General features: G+C 40.8%; 18 protein-coding genes. All 18 read left to right on the forward strand.

Going from position 1 to position 15,155, the window contains the following annotated elements; translation table 11 throughout:
- The first annotated feature begins 3 nt into the window (after window positions 1–3).
- The gene (locus tag PYS60_RS01650) at window positions 4–753 is read left to right on the forward strand and encodes an aspartate/glutamate racemase family protein (protein WP_315570261.1); all 750 of its coding nucleotides are present in this window, start codon (window positions 4–6) and stop codon (window positions 751–753) included.
- Window positions 754–789: 36 nt separating this feature from the next.
- A complete protein-coding gene (locus tag PYS60_RS01655) occupies window positions 790–1,575 on the forward strand; it encodes a threonine/serine exporter family protein (protein ID WP_315570263.1) in 786 nt (261 codons plus the stop codon).
- A 7-nt stretch (window positions 1,576–1,582) separates the two neighbouring features.
- Window positions 1,583–2,050: a threonine/serine exporter family protein gene (locus PYS60_RS01660; RefSeq protein WP_315570265.1), complete on the forward strand. Its 468-nt coding sequence runs from the start codon at window positions 1,583–1,585 to the stop codon at window positions 2,048–2,050.
- Between the two features lie 82 nt (window positions 2,051–2,132).
- Complete coding sequence (locus PYS60_RS01665; RefSeq protein ID WP_315570267.1) at window positions 2,133–2,795, forward strand: QueT transporter family protein; 663 nt, start codon at window positions 2,133–2,135, stop codon at window positions 2,793–2,795.
- A gap of 97 nt (window positions 2,796–2,892) precedes the next feature.
- Complete coding sequence (locus PYS60_RS01670; protein ID WP_315570269.1) at window positions 2,893–3,537, forward strand: class I SAM-dependent methyltransferase; 645 nt, start codon at window positions 2,893–2,895, stop codon at window positions 3,535–3,537.
- 9 nt (window positions 3,538–3,546) lie between these two features.
- Entirely contained in the window at window positions 3,547–4,410 is an 864-nt protein-coding gene (locus PYS60_RS01675) for a YicC/YloC family endoribonuclease (RefSeq protein ID WP_315570271.1), read from the forward strand.
- 32 nt (window positions 4,411–4,442) lie between these two features.
- A complete protein-coding gene (locus PYS60_RS01680) occupies window positions 4,443–4,736 on the forward strand; it encodes a DUF370 domain-containing protein (protein ID WP_315570273.1) in 294 nt (97 codons plus the stop codon).
- A gap of 1 nt (window position 4,737) precedes the next feature.
- Entirely contained in the window at window positions 4,738–5,361 is a 624-nt protein-coding gene (gene gmk / locus PYS60_RS01685; RefSeq protein ID WP_315570275.1) for a guanylate kinase, read from the forward strand.
- Between the two features lie 200 nt (window positions 5,362–5,561).
- A complete protein-coding gene (gene tig, locus PYS60_RS01690; protein WP_315570277.1) occupies window positions 5,562–6,869 on the forward strand; it encodes a trigger factor in 1,308 nt (435 codons plus the stop codon).
- Between the two features lie 131 nt (window positions 6,870–7,000).
- On the forward strand, window positions 7,001–7,588 hold the full coding sequence (gene clpP / locus PYS60_RS01695; protein ID WP_315570813.1) for an ATP-dependent Clp endopeptidase proteolytic subunit ClpP: 588 nt from the start codon (window positions 7,001–7,003) through the stop codon (window positions 7,586–7,588).
- A 2-nt stretch (window positions 7,589–7,590) separates the two neighbouring features.
- Entirely contained in the window at window positions 7,591–9,072 is a 1,482-nt protein-coding gene (gene clpX, locus PYS60_RS01700; RefSeq protein ID WP_315570278.1) for an ATP-dependent Clp protease ATP-binding subunit ClpX, read from the forward strand.
- A 78-nt stretch (window positions 9,073–9,150) separates the two neighbouring features.
- On the forward strand, window positions 9,151–9,666 hold the full coding sequence (locus PYS60_RS01705; protein ID WP_315570280.1) for a hypothetical protein: 516 nt from the start codon (window positions 9,151–9,153) through the stop codon (window positions 9,664–9,666).
- Between the two features lie 89 nt (window positions 9,667–9,755).
- On the forward strand, window positions 9,756–10,064 hold the full coding sequence (locus tag PYS60_RS01710; RefSeq protein WP_315570282.1) for a YdbC family protein: 309 nt from the start codon (window positions 9,756–9,758) through the stop codon (window positions 10,062–10,064).
- A 46-nt stretch (window positions 10,065–10,110) separates the two neighbouring features.
- Entirely contained in the window at window positions 10,111–11,046 is a 936-nt protein-coding gene (locus tag PYS60_RS01715) for a YitT family protein (protein WP_315570284.1), read from the forward strand.
- Window positions 11,047–11,088: 42 nt separating this feature from the next.
- The gene (locus tag PYS60_RS01720) at window positions 11,089–12,516 is read left to right on the forward strand and encodes a GHMP family kinase ATP-binding protein (protein WP_315570286.1); all 1,428 of its coding nucleotides are present in this window, start codon (window positions 11,089–11,091) and stop codon (window positions 12,514–12,516) included.
- Window positions 12,517–12,606: 90 nt separating this feature from the next.
- The gene (locus PYS60_RS01725) at window positions 12,607–13,107 is read left to right on the forward strand and encodes an NfeD family protein (RefSeq protein ID WP_315570288.1); all 501 of its coding nucleotides are present in this window, start codon (window positions 12,607–12,609) and stop codon (window positions 13,105–13,107) included.
- A gap of 29 nt (window positions 13,108–13,136) precedes the next feature.
- Window positions 13,137–14,045: an SPFH domain-containing protein gene (locus tag PYS60_RS01730; protein ID WP_390866541.1), complete on the forward strand. Its 909-nt coding sequence runs from the start codon at window positions 13,137–13,139 to the stop codon at window positions 14,043–14,045.
- 222 nt (window positions 14,046–14,267) lie between these two features.
- Window positions 14,268–15,128, forward strand: coding sequence for a helix-turn-helix domain-containing protein (locus tag PYS60_RS01735; protein ID WP_315570290.1), 861 nt, complete (start codon window positions 14,268–14,270; stop codon window positions 15,126–15,128).
- Window positions 15,129–15,155: the final 27 nt, after the last annotated feature.

The raw sequence follows: 15,155 nt of genomic DNA on the forward strand, positions 1-15,155 counted from the left end.
ATTATGGATGCAACAGGCAAAAGACCGCGTTTAGGTGTTTTAGGCGGCATGGGACCTTTAGCGACAGCAGTTTTTTACAACCGTCTGGTAGATGAAGCCAAATTAACCGCCCGCAAAGATCAGGACCATCCGGATGTGCTGATTTGGAGCGACTGTTCGCTGCCTGACAGAACGGAAGTAATTTTGCACGGTGATGACGGCAGTTTGCTCAAACAGTGTGAAAGAGATTTTGCCCTTCTGAAACAGGCGGGATGTGACTATATTTGTTTCCCCTGCAATACTTTGCATTATTTTATGCCGCAATTGGAACAATTGACGGATTTGCCGATATTGAATATGGTGGAATTGGCCCTGAAGAGTGTCCGTAAATTACATCCTTCAGCGGAAAAATTGCAAATATTTGCCACGGAAGGCACTCGCCAGGGTAAATTATACGAGCGTTATGCCAAACGCTACGGCTTTGAAATCGTGCCCGTCCCCGATCCACTGCAGCAAGAAATTATGGGCTTTATTTATGACCTCAAAAATAGCGGCTGCGTCGATTTCCCTTTACTGTCTCAAAGAATAATTGAGGCACGGGAGCAGGGAGTGGACTATGTTATTTTGGCCTGTACGGAACTTTCCTGTATGACCCTGAATGCTAAGGCTGCCTGCCTGGTGTATGATGCTATGGACGCTTTGATTTCCCGCTGCCTGGAACTGGTTATGCCCGGGCAGAACAAGCTTGAAAATAAAGGACGCAATTCTTTATAATTTGAGAATATCTTTGAAAATGTAAGGATTGAGAGTGTGAAGAAGGAAGAAGCGGCAAAATTATTGGACTTGGTGATGCGCATGGGCATCATGATGATTTTAAGCGGAGCGGAAACATATCGCGTTGAGCAGACAATAACTTATGTCCTTAGAGCATATGGAGCCTTTGAAACTTCGGCTTATGTGGCCGATACATTATTGGTCGTCAGTTTCAAACCGGAGCGGGAAGCGGAAATAATGACAGCTTCCTGGCGCGTTAAAAATAAAGGCATAAATTTAGAAAAAGTACGTCGCCTGAACAACTTGAGTTACGATATTTCGCGTAAAACTTTAAGCTTGGACGAATTTCGCCGGCGCCTGGATGAAATAGATGCAATCAAATCTTATCCGCTGCTGGTTTATGTGCTGAGCGGTTCTTTGATTGCTTTCGGTTTTTCTTTGATGTTTTATTTGCCCTTGTCGGACGGTATCATAATTGCATTATTGGCTGCACCGGTAATGTTTTTGTATCGTTGCTTGAGCAAAGTAATTAACGACTTCTTCAATTATACAGTTTGCTCGGCTTTGGCAACAATTCTGGTATTGCTTTTTCTGCAGGAAAATGTATTACATCAATTTGCTTACAGTCTGGCTTCCGTTCTCATGCCTTTAATGCCGGGAGCGCTTTTCACTAACGGCTTGCGGGACGTTACTATGGGCGATTTTACCGCCGGCAGTAACAAACTTCTGGAAACTGTATTGATAGGTGTAGCGCTGGCGGTGGGCGCGGCGGTAGTTTTATTGCTGTTCAATATGCAGACTTATTATACCGGAACGAGGTAAGAGCCGAATGGAACTTGTATTTAAACTTTTATATGCTTTTATTGCTGCCTTTATCGCTTCTTTCGGCTTTGCCGTATTTTTCGGTAATAGGGGGAAATATATTTTTCTGGCGGCAATCGGCGGAGCTTTAGCCTGGACATCTTATATTTATTTCTTACCGATAAGTATGGCTCTGGCCGCCTATGTCAGCGGTTCAGTCTGCGCAGCTTATGCAGAACTGCTTGCTAAAATTTACAAATCTCCGGCCGCAATTTTCCTTATCATTGCAATATTACCGATGGTCCCGGGAGCGGATATCTTCAACACGATGAAGGCGGCAGTATTTCAGGATTATACCTTATTTTCCCGCTCGCTCAATAATACATTAACCATCTCGGGCTTTATCGCGCTGGGCATTATTATAATTTTTTCTTTGGTTGTTTTACAAAAAAATATCAGGCGCAATTGGCGAAATAAAGATTCTATGTTATCCTAAAAAAGCCTCGGCGCTTGACTTCTTTCAGGTGGCCGGGAGTAATAACTTCGAGTGACAATTTCACTTGGAAAGGAACTACTATATGATGCAAGCCAAGCATTCTTCTGCGGGCCGCTTAACCTTGCCCGTTATCGTTGTAGCTGCCGTTTTGGCAGCAGTTTATGCGGTTGTTACCGTTATGAGCTATCCCGTTGCCTTCGGAATTTGGCAATTCCGCCTGTCGGAGGCTATGATGCTTTTGATACCGTTGGGAGTAATAAACTTACAATCTCCGCTCTTTGCCGATAAAGAAAAATTACATATTCGACCGAATAACTTAGGTTTTGCAGCGGCAGTCGGTGTAACTTTGGGCTGCTTTTTAGCTAATTATTTTAATCCCGGTAATCTCGGTCCGGTTGATTATTTGGGCGGAACTTGCGCTACGGCCGTCAGTGCTTATATTACTTACAAAATAAGCGGCAATAACAAAGCTTTAAATCTCTATCGTACAGGCCGCATTACCCTCAAACAATTGTGGCTGCAACCGAGCTTCTATCTTTTACCGTTACCTTCAGTCGTTCTGAACGGAGCAATAGTCGGCGTTTATTTACCGTTTTTATTTACACCGGCGGAGGAGATGGGCTTAAGCTTAATGTTGACAAATATTGCCGTATTTTCAGTTTGTGAAGCGGTAGTTGTCTATGTTTTAGGTTTAGCCCTGCTCAGTTTGATGTTGCCGCAGGAAAACCGTTATCAAAGAATTTAACGGCACATTCAAGTTTTGAAATAGAGGCTGCCTGCAGGCGGCCTTTTTTCAACTGCAGTTTTCAATTTGCCGAGCCTGAATGAGTGTAGTACACTGAGTGAAAACGAACAGGCAGGTAGTTATGGGGCATTATTTTGCGCAGGAACCGGCAAGTATAAGTCAGCCGCAACTTATTAATATTACTTTTCAGGGACTTAACTTGCAGGTGCGAACGGATAATGAAGTTTTTTCCAAAAACGGGTTGGATCGAGGTACGGCCGTCTTATTAAAAGCGATATTGACAGATGAAACTGCCGATAAAATAGGGAGTATTTGGGATTTTGCTTGCGGTTGGGGTGCTGTTTCTTTAATATTAGCGGCATTTTATCCGGAAAGTAATTTTTATTTATCCGATATTAACAGTCGGGCTTGCAGTCTGGCAACAGCCAATATGATAATGAATAATGTCAAAAAATTTCAGACGGTCCAGGCCGATGCTGCCGCCGCCTACACCGGGCGTCTGTTTGATTTAATTGCTTTGAATCCGCCGATTAGGACCGGGAAAATTAAAGTCCGGCAAATGCTGACAGCAGCCTTGAGTCGCTTGGAAAACGGCGGCAAATTCTATTGCGTTATCGGGAAAAAACAGGGAGCTGCTTCGTACGCCGCTTTTTTGCAGGATTTAGCGGAACAGGATAATTTAACGTATAAACTGCTGCTTCGAGAACAGGGCTATGAAGTTTTTTGCTTAAGAAAGGAATAGGGTGGAATTATGCTGAAAAGTATGACCGCTTGTGCTGTGGTCGCAGATAGCAATGAAATGTTGAGGATAGAGGTGGAAATGCGCAGCGTTAACAGCCGCTATCTTGATTTGCGCCTGAATTTACCTGCTTTACCGCTGATTCCGGAAAATGAAATCCGTTCTTTGATTGCCGATAAGATTAAGCGTGGAAAAATTGAAGTAAAATTTACAATTCGACGAAAAATGCTGCCGGCCGATAAAACAACGACGGATCCGGCTTTGATGCAGCAGAAGCTCAGCAACTTGACGGTTGAACAGTGTATTCGTCTGTTTTTCAATCAAATGGTCCAAGTCGAGGAAGTGACGGAGCTGACAGCGGAGCAGGAAGCCGATTTTACGGAACTTTGGCACAGAAGCTTACAAAAATGTATCAATGACTTTGTGCAGGCGCGAGAGCGGGAAGGTGAAAAATTGGCACGGGATATACTGGCGAGATTAGACGCTTTATCCGACTATTTACCTGAAATAAAAGAAATCAACCGGACGACACCGGCCAACGATTTACAAGCTTTAAAAGAACGTCTGCAACTTTTACTGAAAGATACAACCGTTGAAAATTATAATGAACGTCTTTACTGCGAAATAGCTCTTTTGGCCGATAAACACGATGCGACGGAAGAAATAACCAGGCTGGAAAGTCACCTGACCGAATTGCGGCGCCTCTGTTTCCAAAATACGCCTGTCGGCAAAGAGATGGACTTCCTTCTGCAGGAAGTTAATCGTGAAGTTAATACCTTGGGCTCAAAAGCTAATAACATACGGTTAACTCAACTTGTTGTTTTATACAAAACCGAACTGGAAAAAATTCGCGAACAGGTGCAAAATATTGAGTAAAATAATTTTGCGTAAATAATATAAATACGGAAATGAGGACAATAATGGCGGCGGACTTTGTCAGTATTGCATATGACAATTTTATAAATAAAGAAAGAGTTCTGTTGGTTACAGCGGTGGATTCTTCCCCTATCAGGCGCTTGATTAGTGAAAGTAAAGAAAACGGAATGCTGATCGACTGCAGTCAGGGCCGCAAAACCCGCAGCGTTATTTTCCTTGACTCCGATCATATCGTTCTCTCGGCTTTAACACCTGAAGCCGTGATGCAACGCTTGAGCAAGACCGATACATCGCAGAATCAAGAAGATATGGAAGGAAAAAATTAAAATGAGTATGGCAAATGAGCATAATTTTCCGATAATTTTGGCCGTTTCCGGGCCGTCGGGAGTCGGTAAAGGCACTTGTATCGCCGCTTTGCGTAAAATGTGTCCCGCAATAAAGCTGTCCGTCTCGGCAACTACCAGAAAACCGCGTCCGAACGAAATTGAAGGAATTCACTATTACTTTATAAGTGAGCAGCAATTTAACGATTATTTGAAAAACGACGAAATTATTGAATATGATACTTTTTGCGGTAATTATTACGGTACCCCCAGACAGGCTGTAGCTAAATGCTTGGAAGAAGGCAAAGATATTGCTTTGGACATTACTGTTAAGGGCAGCCTGAATGTTAAACGCTTTTTTCCGAATGAAACGGTAACAATTTTCATTATGCCGCCGAATTTCAACGAGTTGAAGCAACGGCTTATAGGCCGGGGAACGGAGACTTTTGAAGTTGTCAAGGAGCGTTTGGCTCGGGCTGATAGGGAACTTGAACAGTCAAAAGAGTTCGATTATATTGTTGTCAATAACGAAGTAGGGCAATGTGCTACCGAATTGCTGCAGATTTATCAGACGGAAAAAGCTAAAAGATTAATTAAATTTCAGCAGGAGCAAAAAAAGAACGATTAAAACGGGCGTAATTGTCGCTTTCGCTGAATTTTCCGTTGCTGCCGCCCGTAATGTTAACTTAAAATTAACAATTGTGAGATTGCCAATATTGTGAATAATTTACAGGTAAATGCGATTGTGTTACTATTAGAAAGCACATTTGATGGCTGATTGCGCTGTATTACTAATTTAATAGGCGTTTGCTGGAGGAAAGAGAAACAATGCAAACTGAATTTACAAAACAAGAAAAGAATTTAGGCACTTTACAGTTAACCTTTACACCTGATGAGTTCAAAGCCGTATTGCCTAAAGCATACAATCGCTGCAAGAATCAATTCCGTATCAACGGTTTCCGTAAAGGTAAAGCACCTTTTGCTATGGTTTTGCAGGCATACGGAGAGCAAGCGCTCTACGAAGAGGCCATTAATCTTTTGCTGGATGAACATTTGCCGCAAGCTATTGCCGCAGAGGGCTTGGAAGTTATTACACGTCCGGAGTTGGATGTTAAAGCTATCGGTTCTAAAGCCGACACGGTTTTTTCTTTGAAATTGACATTAACACCTGAAGTAAAACTGGGAAAATATTTCGGCGTGGAAGCCGTCAAACCGGATGAGACTGTTAAAGATGAGCAGGTTGAGGCTGAACTCAAGCAGGTACAGCAACGTTCTGCAAGAACGGTACCGGTGGAAGATCGCCCGGTGGAGAATAACGACATAGTTAATATTGACTACACAGGCAGCGTTGACGGTGTTGAATTTGAAGGCGGTAAAGCTGAAAAGTACGATTTAACAATCGGTTCCAATTCCTTTATTCCCGGATTCGAGGAGCAGATTATCGGCCACAATATTAATGATGAATTCGATGTTCATGTAACTTTCCCGAAAGAATATCATGCAGAACATCTGGCAGGTAAAGATGCTGTCTTTAAGGTTGTAATTCACGCTATCAAGAAGAGAGAAGTACCGGTGCTGGATGATGAATTCGCCAAGGATGTTTCGGAGTTCGACACATTGGCAGCTTATAAAGAAGACATTAGAAAAAAATTGGAGAAATCCAACGCCGAACGTTGTAAGCAGGAATACGAAAACAACGTTCTGAAAGCGGTTGTGGATGCAGCCGAAGTTGACGTGCCGCAAGTTATGGTTGAGAATGAGTTGGACGATTTGGTCGAACAGCAGGCCCGTCAGTTTAAGGCTCAGGGACTGGAACTTGCACAACTGTTGCAATATAGCGGTCAAAGCATGGAAGATTACCGCAAGTCGATCGAGTCAAGTGCTAAAATTCATGTCAAGACCGAATTGGTGCTGAAAGCAATTATTAAAAAGGAAAACATTACGTTGACTGAAGAAGAAAAGGATGCCGAATTGGAGAAAATTGCTAAACGTTACAGCATGACAGCTGCGATGCTTAAACAGCAATTAGGAGAAAACGTCGATCGATTAATGAACGGAGCTTTATTGCGTAAAGTTAGCGCACTTTTGTGCAGTAAAGCTGTCAGCATCGCACCGACAGAAGAGATTAAGCTTTAATAAAAAGTCGTTTTTTAATCCGAACAAAGTCTTCAATGTTAACTGTGTGGTAAGACCTTGGTTATCTTGAAGACTTTTGTTATAAGCAGATTTTGTTATATTAGTAAAGGAGAAAGCTAATGAATCGTGATATGTTTCGAGCAGGATTAGTACCTACAGTAATTGAACAGACTAATAGAGGCGAGCGGGCTTATGATATTTTTTCCCGTCTTTTGAAAGAGCGTATTGTAATTTTGAGTGAAGAAGTTAATTCAGTTACTGCCAGTTTGATAACAGCACAATTATTGTTCCTCGAGGCTGAAGATCCCAATAAAGACATTCAGTTTTATATCAACAGCCCCGGAGGTGAAATCCATTCGGGGATGATGATTTTCGATACTATGCAGTACATCAAGCCTGCTGTTTCAACCATTTGTATGGGTATGGCCGCAAGCATGGGAGCTTTTTTATTGGCTGCCGGCGAAAAGGGTAAACGTTATATTTTGCCTAATGCCGAAGTAATGATTCATCAACCTTTAGGAGGAACCCAAGGCCAGGCCAGTGATATTGAAATAGCGGCTGAACACATTGTACGAATCAAACAACGGATGAATCGTATTCTTTCCGAGCGTACAGGAAAGACGATTAACCAAATTATTAAAGATACCGATCGTGATCGCTGGTTGTCGGCGGAAGAAGCGGTAAAATACGGTTTGGTGGATCAGATATTGACGAGATAATTATGGCAAGAAAAAAAGACGATAATAATAAAGGAAAAACAACGAAGAGGACTTGTGATTTTTGTGGAGTGGAAATAACGGACGGTATTATGGCTCTTTCAAGCCCGTTCAGTACAATTTGCGAGAATTGTCTGTATCGCGGGGCCGACATGTTATGGCAGGAGACTAATTCTGTCCCTTATGAGGGAAATATGTTGCCGAAATCCAAGTTACACCAAATTAATTTAGCTGAAATACCTAATCCGCGAGCAATCAAAGAAGCTTTGGATCTATATGTAATCGGACAGGATGAGGCAAAAAAGAATTTAGCGGTTGCTGTTTACAATCACTATAAACGCATCCAAACACGTTTTGAAGCTGAAGCTAAGAGCGCACACGAAGTTCCCGGTGAAGGTGTTAATCAACAGAAAAAACTGGCAGCCGTTGAGGCGCAGTCGGAAAAAGAGAATGTTGAAATCCAAAAAAGCAATATTATTATGGTCGGGCCGACAGGGTCGGGTAAAACTTATTTAGCTCAGACTTTAGCGAAAATTCTTGATGTTCCGTTTGCAATTGCGGATGCGACAACTTTAACTGAAGCCGGTTATGTCGGCGAAGATGTTGAAAATATTTTAGTAAAGTTATTACAAGCTGCCGATTATGACTTGGATAAGGCGGAAAGAGGCATTGTTTACATCGATGAAATAGACAAAATCGCCCGTAAAAGCGAGAATCCGTCTATTACGCGTGATGTCAGCGGTGAAGGGGTACAGCAGGCTTTGCTGAAGATCTTGGAAGGTACGGTTGCCAACGTTCCGCCGCAAGGAGGGCGTAAGCATCCTGATCAGGAATATATCCATGTTAATACTAAGGATATTCTGTTCATCTGCGGCGGCGCCTTTGCCGGAATTGACAAGGTGATAAAAAATCGCTTGGGTAAGAAATACTTCGGTTTCGGAGCGGAGAAGCAGCAACAGGAAGACTTAGCTAAAGAAGTCAATTCCGATCTGCAGGCGATTCAACCGCAGGATTTGCAGAAATTCGGCTTAATTCCCGAACTTATCGGACGTATTCCGGTTTTAGTAACTTTAGATGAGTTGGATGAAAAAGCTTTAGTGAATATTTTATCCGAACCGCGTAATGCTTTAGTTAAGCAGTACGATAAACTCTTTGAACTGGATAATGTCAAATTGGAATTTGAACCGGAAGCTTTGACAGCCATAGCACGTCTGGCGTTACAAAGAAAAACAGGGGCGCGCGGTTTACGGGCAATTATGGAAAAATTCATGTTGGATTTAATGTATGAGTTGCCGAGCCATCCGGAAGTAAAAAGATGTTATGTAACGGCAAATGCCGTTTTAGGTAAAGAACCGATTGAACTTTACACCCGGGGTAAGACGCCTTACTACTTGGATAAAAACGGAGATTTGGTGAAAAAGCTTATACCTGCAGCTGATAAATCTGCAAGCGAAAAGAAAAATAATTATAAAAAAGTTGAAAGTTGATAACAGCGTCAATACTTCCCTTGCTCGGCTTTCAATGCTACTATTTAAGAGAACGGAAGCGAAAGCGAGGTGAGTTCAATGAAAAAATATATTACGGTGCTGTTGGCTTTTATTCTGCTTTTTTCAAGTAATTATTGTTACAGTGAAGCGGCAAATACGGAGCAAAAATCATCGGCTCATACAGGTAAGGTACATCTTCGCCTGATTACTTTGAGGGAGCATATTGAGTTGGAGGAAGACTATGTTGTCGATGCTCCTTATGGTTTTGTAACAGCCAAAGAACTCGCGCCTCCCAGAGTCGAAGGTGTGTCCACCGATTACAATTATTTGGGTGTCTGGTATTTGTCTAAAATAAAATTGAACGAAGAACCGCATGAATTTAAGTCTTCAGCCGAAGCTAAGGGCAATAAATTTGTCCTGACAGCTTATTATTCTCCTGCCGGGAGCAAGGATTGGTTTGTTAAGCGCGGTCAGGTAGCACCTACCGGACAAGCGGAACAAAATAGTGCCGGCTTGGCTGCACTGCTTATTATATCGGCATTTTTACTTGCAGTATCAGGTAAAATTCGCCGCCGGGCTGCGAATAAATTTTGAATTTTTGAATTAAAATTCCACTTTTTCTTTCTTTCCTTTCACTTAGACTTATGACATCAGTTGAAAGCTGAGAGAAAGGAGATTGCGATATGGCAATTACAATGGAAGAAAAAACAAAGAAACAACAGGTTAATGAGGCGATGCAGGTTGATTCTGCTCAGAATAAAACAACTCGTTACGCCGACAACAGGAAAGTCAGTTTTGAGATCAAACAACATATTGCCGTCTTAAGCCGCTCTGCCAGCGGTTGGCAAAAAGAGCTGAATATTGTAGCGTGGAACGGTGGAGCCGAGCGTTACGATATCAGAGAGTGGAATCCCGAACACAACAAAATGAGCAGAGGTATCGGAATGAATAAAAGTGAAATTGCCGTCCTGCTGGAAGCGTTGAGTGCTTAAACTTGTTGATAATTTATTAAATTAAATTATGTGTAAGAGGTAAAAAATGCAACGTATAAAAACAATAATGCATGAATTTTTTGGTACACCGTTAGTCGCGGTGAGAGAATTTGCGCAGATGCTTTTGGGTTGTATGATTATAGGTATCGCTATATTTACCTTTTACACGCAAGCTAACTTACAGGTTGGCGGATTTTCAGGTTTATCACTTGTTATCTGCAGATTATTGCATACTGATGTCAGTGTCGGACAGATATCGATTATCTTAAATATTCCTGTTTTGGTAGCTATCGGTTTTTTTATCAGCCATAAAATGCTGGTTCGAACATTAATAGGTATGCTGACTTTGGGTTACGCTTTGGATGCCGCCCATTATGTCAGCACCTATATTTCAGCTTGGCTTTTCCCAAACGGAGTAGAAGCGTCGGAATATATTTTAGTCGCTATATTCGGCGGGGCGTTGTTCGGTTTAGGTTGCGGCTTGGTTGTTCGCTCCGGTTATGCCAGCGGCGGCAGTGATAATGTTGCTTTTTTGCTGCGCTTGATTTTTAAAAGTTTGAAATTTTCCGTAATTATTTGGCTTTTTGATGCTGCTGTAATTTTGTCCGGTGCCTATTTTAATGATGGTGCCGAATCTGCCAGCGGAATTATAATGTATTCCATTGTTGCGTTATTAACGGATGTCAAAGTTTTGGACTTGGTTTTAAGCGGCTACAGTTATAAGCGCGTAGTATATATTATTTCAAAAAAGAATAAAGAAATAGCTGATAATATAATGTTTAAAATGAATAGAGGAGTAACCGGACTCAAAGCTGTCGGCGGATACAGCCAAGAAGAGGCGGAAGTCCTTTTGGCGGTTTTAGATAGTAAACAGGTTCCACGCTTAAAAGAAGTGATTTTGGCCATAGATGATAAAGCTTTTGTTTTTGTTATGGACAGTCGTGAAGTTATAGGAGAAGGCTTTATTAAGACATATTTCTAGAAATGTTTTTTGTTTCCGGAATTTTTGAGACGGAGGGACAGGATGATTAAAATTAAGACCGCATGCGGTTATAAGATAAACGTGAATTTAGACATAACTACTACATTAGCCAGCGGTTATCATAATATTGATTCGATGTTTTTGCGTTTGCAAAAAGGGGACCAACTTGAATTTGAGGTGGCGGCGGATGAAACGCAATTAAGTTCAGGGGATTGGAATAAATGCTTGGATTTACTGCAAGTTGAGGACCAAGGAGAAGATAGCGGTCTGAAAGCACCGAAGCTGCAAATAAGTGCGGGAGATGATTTAGCGACAGAGGATAATACGTATTTTGCCGAACAAGTGAAAATGTTGCAAAGGTTTTCAGCTGATAATTTAGTTCTTAAAGCTTGGCGATATTGCCGAAAATTGTTGGAATTAAGTTTATGGCGGCGCGTATTGTTGCAGTTTGAAGAAGTGCTGGATGAGCAACAGCAGATTTTACATAAAGCTGCAGCTGCCGAAAATCCGGATTTATTGAATCGTGTTATTAATTATTGCCGGCAAAGTGCGCACAACCTCGGCCCGCAACAACTGGATACGGTAGCGGTATTGTGTGATTTGTGGCAGGAGCTTAACGCAGGTCAGGTGTACAAATTGATAGCTTTGTTGCAAAAGCCCTGCACATTTTATTTAACCAAAAATATTCCGCTACAGTCGGGTTTGGGTGCCGGGAGCTTTGATGCAGCAGCAGTTTTCAAATTAATATATGCAGCGATGCAAGCGGTATCGGCAGATGATAACGGCTATAAATTACCTCCATATAAAGATTTTTACAGTTGTTTCGATTTGGAAAATGTTGCTTATCAAATAGGTGCGGATGTTCCTTTTGCTTTGTTGGATGATGTAGCTGTAGCCAGAGTTGAAGGTATAGGAGAAAATATTTTACCTTTGGCCTATAAAGTTCCGGCAGCAGTACCGAAAGCGGACGTAGACGGGCAGACAGATACATTGCAGACGGAAATTCCTGAAAATAAGTTGTATTTTATCGTTGTTATGGCCAACTATACAATGGATACCAAGCTTGCATATAAGTTATATGATCAAAAACAGAAAGAAAATAAAAAATTGCCTCGGCCGGATAAGCATTACGGCAGTGATTTCAGCAAAGTGAGAGAATATTTTTTTGCAAAGAAATTCAATTTGTTGTCCGAAGCGGCCCAAAACACTTTCACTGATTTGATGTTGCAGGTTCATCCTGATTATGCCGATTTTCTCGTTGAATTAAAAAAATGTCCGCAAGCTGAATTTGTGACTATGACAGGCAGCGGTTCGGCTTGTGTACTGTTTTTCAGTGATTACGGAAAGCGCGAAGAAGCTTGGAATTATTATCATAATTTGCAATTGCAGGGAAAAGAATTGCTTCCGGGTGTAAAAATTATGTGGGTTGAAAAGGCTGAAAGTGTTCCATATGCGTCGCTCGGAGAATAACTTTTCTTTTTCCGTTTTATTTATATGGTGAATTGCTGAAAAATCTGATAAAATATAAGTACTTATTTTATTTAAGGGGGCCAGGGCAACATGGAAACATTATTATGTATTTTAATTGCAAATATCTGCTTGAATCCCTTAATTTTTTGGCTGATAGTCATTTTAGTGACGGCCGTAATTGAGGGAATGACCGTGAGTTTAACAAGCATCTGGTTTACTTTCGGTGCCCTTTGCGCGGCAATTGCTTATTGGTGCGGTTGCAGTTTTACCGCTCAGATTGTCGTTTTCCTGGTGGTATCTTTGTCGTCATTGATTCTGAGTTTCAAATTTCGTCCTATACGAAAATTTCTGTCCCATCAGGTTATAGCAACTAATTATGAAGCTTCAGTCGGTCAAACAGCATTGGTGATAAAGGAAGTCAGCAGCCAACCGGGAGCTGTTGTGGGACAAATAAAAATAAAACAGCAAGTTTGGTCTGCTGTAGCGCAAAGTAAAGCCGGACAAATACAGTGCTTTGCCCCCGGTGCGTTAGTAAAAGTAGTTGCAATTAAAGGAGTCCATGCAATTGTTGACGCCTTGGATGATAAATAAGCAGAGTAACAGAAAGGGGTTACAACATTATGATTAATCTTTTTATTTTTTGGGTGCTGATAGCGCTATTAATTTTAAGCTTTTTAATGAACAACATCCGGGTTGTTCCGCAAGCGAACGCATATATTGTTGAGCGCTTGGGAACATACAGTAAGACTTGGAGTACAGGCTTACATTTTAAGATTCCTTTCATTGAGAGAGTGGCACGCAGAGTTAATCTCAAAGAACAGGTAGCTGATTTTGCGCCGCAAGCTGTTATTACAAAAGATAACGTAACAATGCAGATAGATACTGTTGTTTTTTATCAAATAACCGATCCCGTGTTATATACTTATGGAATTGACGGACCGATAACGGCAATTGAAAATTTGTCGGCGACTACTTTGCGTAATATTATAGGTGATTTGGAATTGGATCAAACTTTGACCAGCCGCGATCTGATTAATACTCGTTTACGTACGGTTTTGGATGAGGCGACGGATCCTTGGGGAATTAAGGTTAATAGAGTTGAATTGAAAAACATTTTGCCGCCGAGAGAGATTCAAACTGCAATGGAGAAACAAATGAAAGCGGAGCGTGAAAAGCGTGAAGCGATTTTGTTGGCTGAAGGTCAAAGAGAGTCTTTGATTTTGCAGGCTGAAGGACATAAAAAATCACAAATTTTGCAGGCTGAAGCTGATAAAGAGGCGCGAATTCGTAAAGCGGAAGGTGAGGCCGAAGCAATATTAAAAGTTGCACAAGCTCAGGCCGACGGTTTAAGAGCGTTAAAAGCGGCTGAAGCTGATAACAGCGTTTTAACCTTGAAAGCCTATGAAGCCTTGGCCAAAGTTGCCGACGGAAAGGCGACCAAACTGGTCATTCCTTCCAATCTTCAAGGTTTAGCGGGATTGGCAACTACTTTCAAAGAAGCAATTACGGAAGTCAGTCCGGAAAAGTGAATTTTCCGCATATAGGGAGCAGGAATCCGGTTATTCAAAAGAAAAACCGGATTTTTCTTTAGCCTATGCCGATAACGATAATGACTTCAAATATACTGAATAGAACTAATAAAAGAATGTTTTTTTTCATCTGCAAATACTCGATTGTTATTTTTCTTTATTGTATTCTTCAGTGAATTTAAACTGATTTTATTCCCATATATGCGTGTTGGAGGAGACGCTATGAGAAATTTTGGAGAAATTTTTAAAAAATTTCGTGAGTCCAGAGGGTTTCGCTTAAAAGATGTTGCAAATGAGGTAATATCTACATCTCAACTTTCTCGCTTTGAAAAAGGGGAAACAGATCTGACTATTTCAAAATTTATACTTATTTTAGATGAAATTAATTTATCTATAGATGAATTCATGTATGCGGTACATGGTTTTCGTAGAGATGAATTGAATGAACTTTTGGAAAAGATAAGAAAGTACATAACGATGAATGATGTGGAAGAAATGAAACGATTGTTGATATCTCAGTCTGAACAAGGAGAAAAACGCCAAAAATTTCATCAAATAAATACGATTCTAATTAAAATTCGGCTCCAAGATTTATCTGGAGAAAACTATTATGATTCAAGTGATTTGGATGATTTGACGGATTATTTGTTTAGCGTTGAATATTGGGGGCATTATGAATTGCTTGTTTTCATTAATACGTTAGATGCACTCAAACATGATGTTTTTATGCTTTTGACTAGAGAAATGACTAGGAGAACAGATTTTTACAAAGAAATTCCGACTAATAGACGTTTAATTTCTACAATGCTGTTAAATGGATATATTACATGTATTGAAAGAGAAAAATTTATTGATGCATGTTATTTTGAAAAGCAGTTAAATCAATGCTGTTTTATTGAAACCGAAGTTTATGAACGATTAGTTTTTCAGTATGCTCAAAATTTGTTTCAATATAAAAAGTATGGTAGTCGTGCATCTGTTATGGGAATGAAAAAATGTATTGAAGCAATGAACTTAGCAGGTAGCTATCATTTATCAAAACATTACGAAGAACATTTGAAAAAACTTTTGTCGAGAAATTAGTAATATGCATATATGGGAATAAAGTTA

Source organism: Amygdalobacter indicium (genome assembly GCF_029101545.1).
Taxonomy (GTDB): Bacteria; Bacillota; Clostridia; order Saccharofermentanales; family Fastidiosipilaceae; genus Amygdalobacter; species Amygdalobacter indicium.

Bases quoted from the DNA above. Each gene is read 5' to 3' on its own strand.
- tig (WP_315570277.1), top strand. From the start codon at position 5,562: ATGCAAACTGAATTTACAAAACAAGAAAAGAATTTAGGCACTTTACAG.
- PYS60_RS01665 (WP_315570267.1), top strand. From the start codon at position 2,133: ATGATGCAAGCCAAGCATTCTTCTGCGGGCCGCTTAACCTTGCCCGTT.
- PYS60_RS01720 (WP_315570286.1), top strand. From the start codon at position 11,089: ATGATTAAAATTAAGACCGCATGCGGTTATAAGATAAACGTGAATTTA.
- PYS60_RS01730 (WP_390866541.1), top strand. From the start codon at position 13,137: ATGATTAATCTTTTTATTTTTTGGGTGCTGATAGCGCTATTAATTTTA.
- PYS60_RS01705 (WP_315570280.1), top strand. From the start codon at position 9,151: ATGAAAAAATATATTACGGTGCTGTTGGCTTTTATTCTGCTTTTTTCA.
- clpP (WP_315570813.1), top strand. From the start codon at position 7,001: ATGTTTCGAGCAGGATTAGTACCTACAGTAATTGAACAGACTAATAGA.
- PYS60_RS01725 (WP_315570288.1), top strand. From the start codon at position 12,607: ATGGAAACATTATTATGTATTTTAATTGCAAATATCTGCTTGAATCCC.
- clpX (WP_315570278.1), top strand. From the start codon at position 7,591: ATGGCAAGAAAAAAAGACGATAATAATAAAGGAAAAACAACGAAGAGG.
- PYS60_RS01710 (WP_315570282.1), top strand. From the start codon at position 9,756: ATGGCAATTACAATGGAAGAAAAAACAAAGAAACAACAGGTTAATGAG.
- PYS60_RS01650 (WP_315570261.1), top strand. From the start codon at position 4: ATGGATGCAACAGGCAAAAGACCGCGTTTAGGTGTTTTAGGCGGCATG.
- PYS60_RS01735 (WP_315570290.1), top strand. From the start codon at position 14,268: ATGAGAAATTTTGGAGAAATTTTTAAAAAATTTCGTGAGTCCAGAGGG.
- PYS60_RS01660 (WP_315570265.1), top strand. From the start codon at position 1,583: ATGGAACTTGTATTTAAACTTTTATATGCTTTTATTGCTGCCTTTATC.
- PYS60_RS01680 (WP_315570273.1), top strand. From the start codon at position 4,443: ATGAGGACAATAATGGCGGCGGACTTTGTCAGTATTGCATATGACAAT.
- PYS60_RS01675 (WP_315570271.1), top strand. From the start codon at position 3,547: ATGCTGAAAAGTATGACCGCTTGTGCTGTGGTCGCAGATAGCAATGAA.
- PYS60_RS01715 (WP_315570284.1), top strand. From the start codon at position 10,111: ATGCAACGTATAAAAACAATAATGCATGAATTTTTTGGTACACCGTTA.
- gmk (WP_315570275.1), top strand. From the start codon at position 4,738: ATGAGTATGGCAAATGAGCATAATTTTCCGATAATTTTGGCCGTTTCC.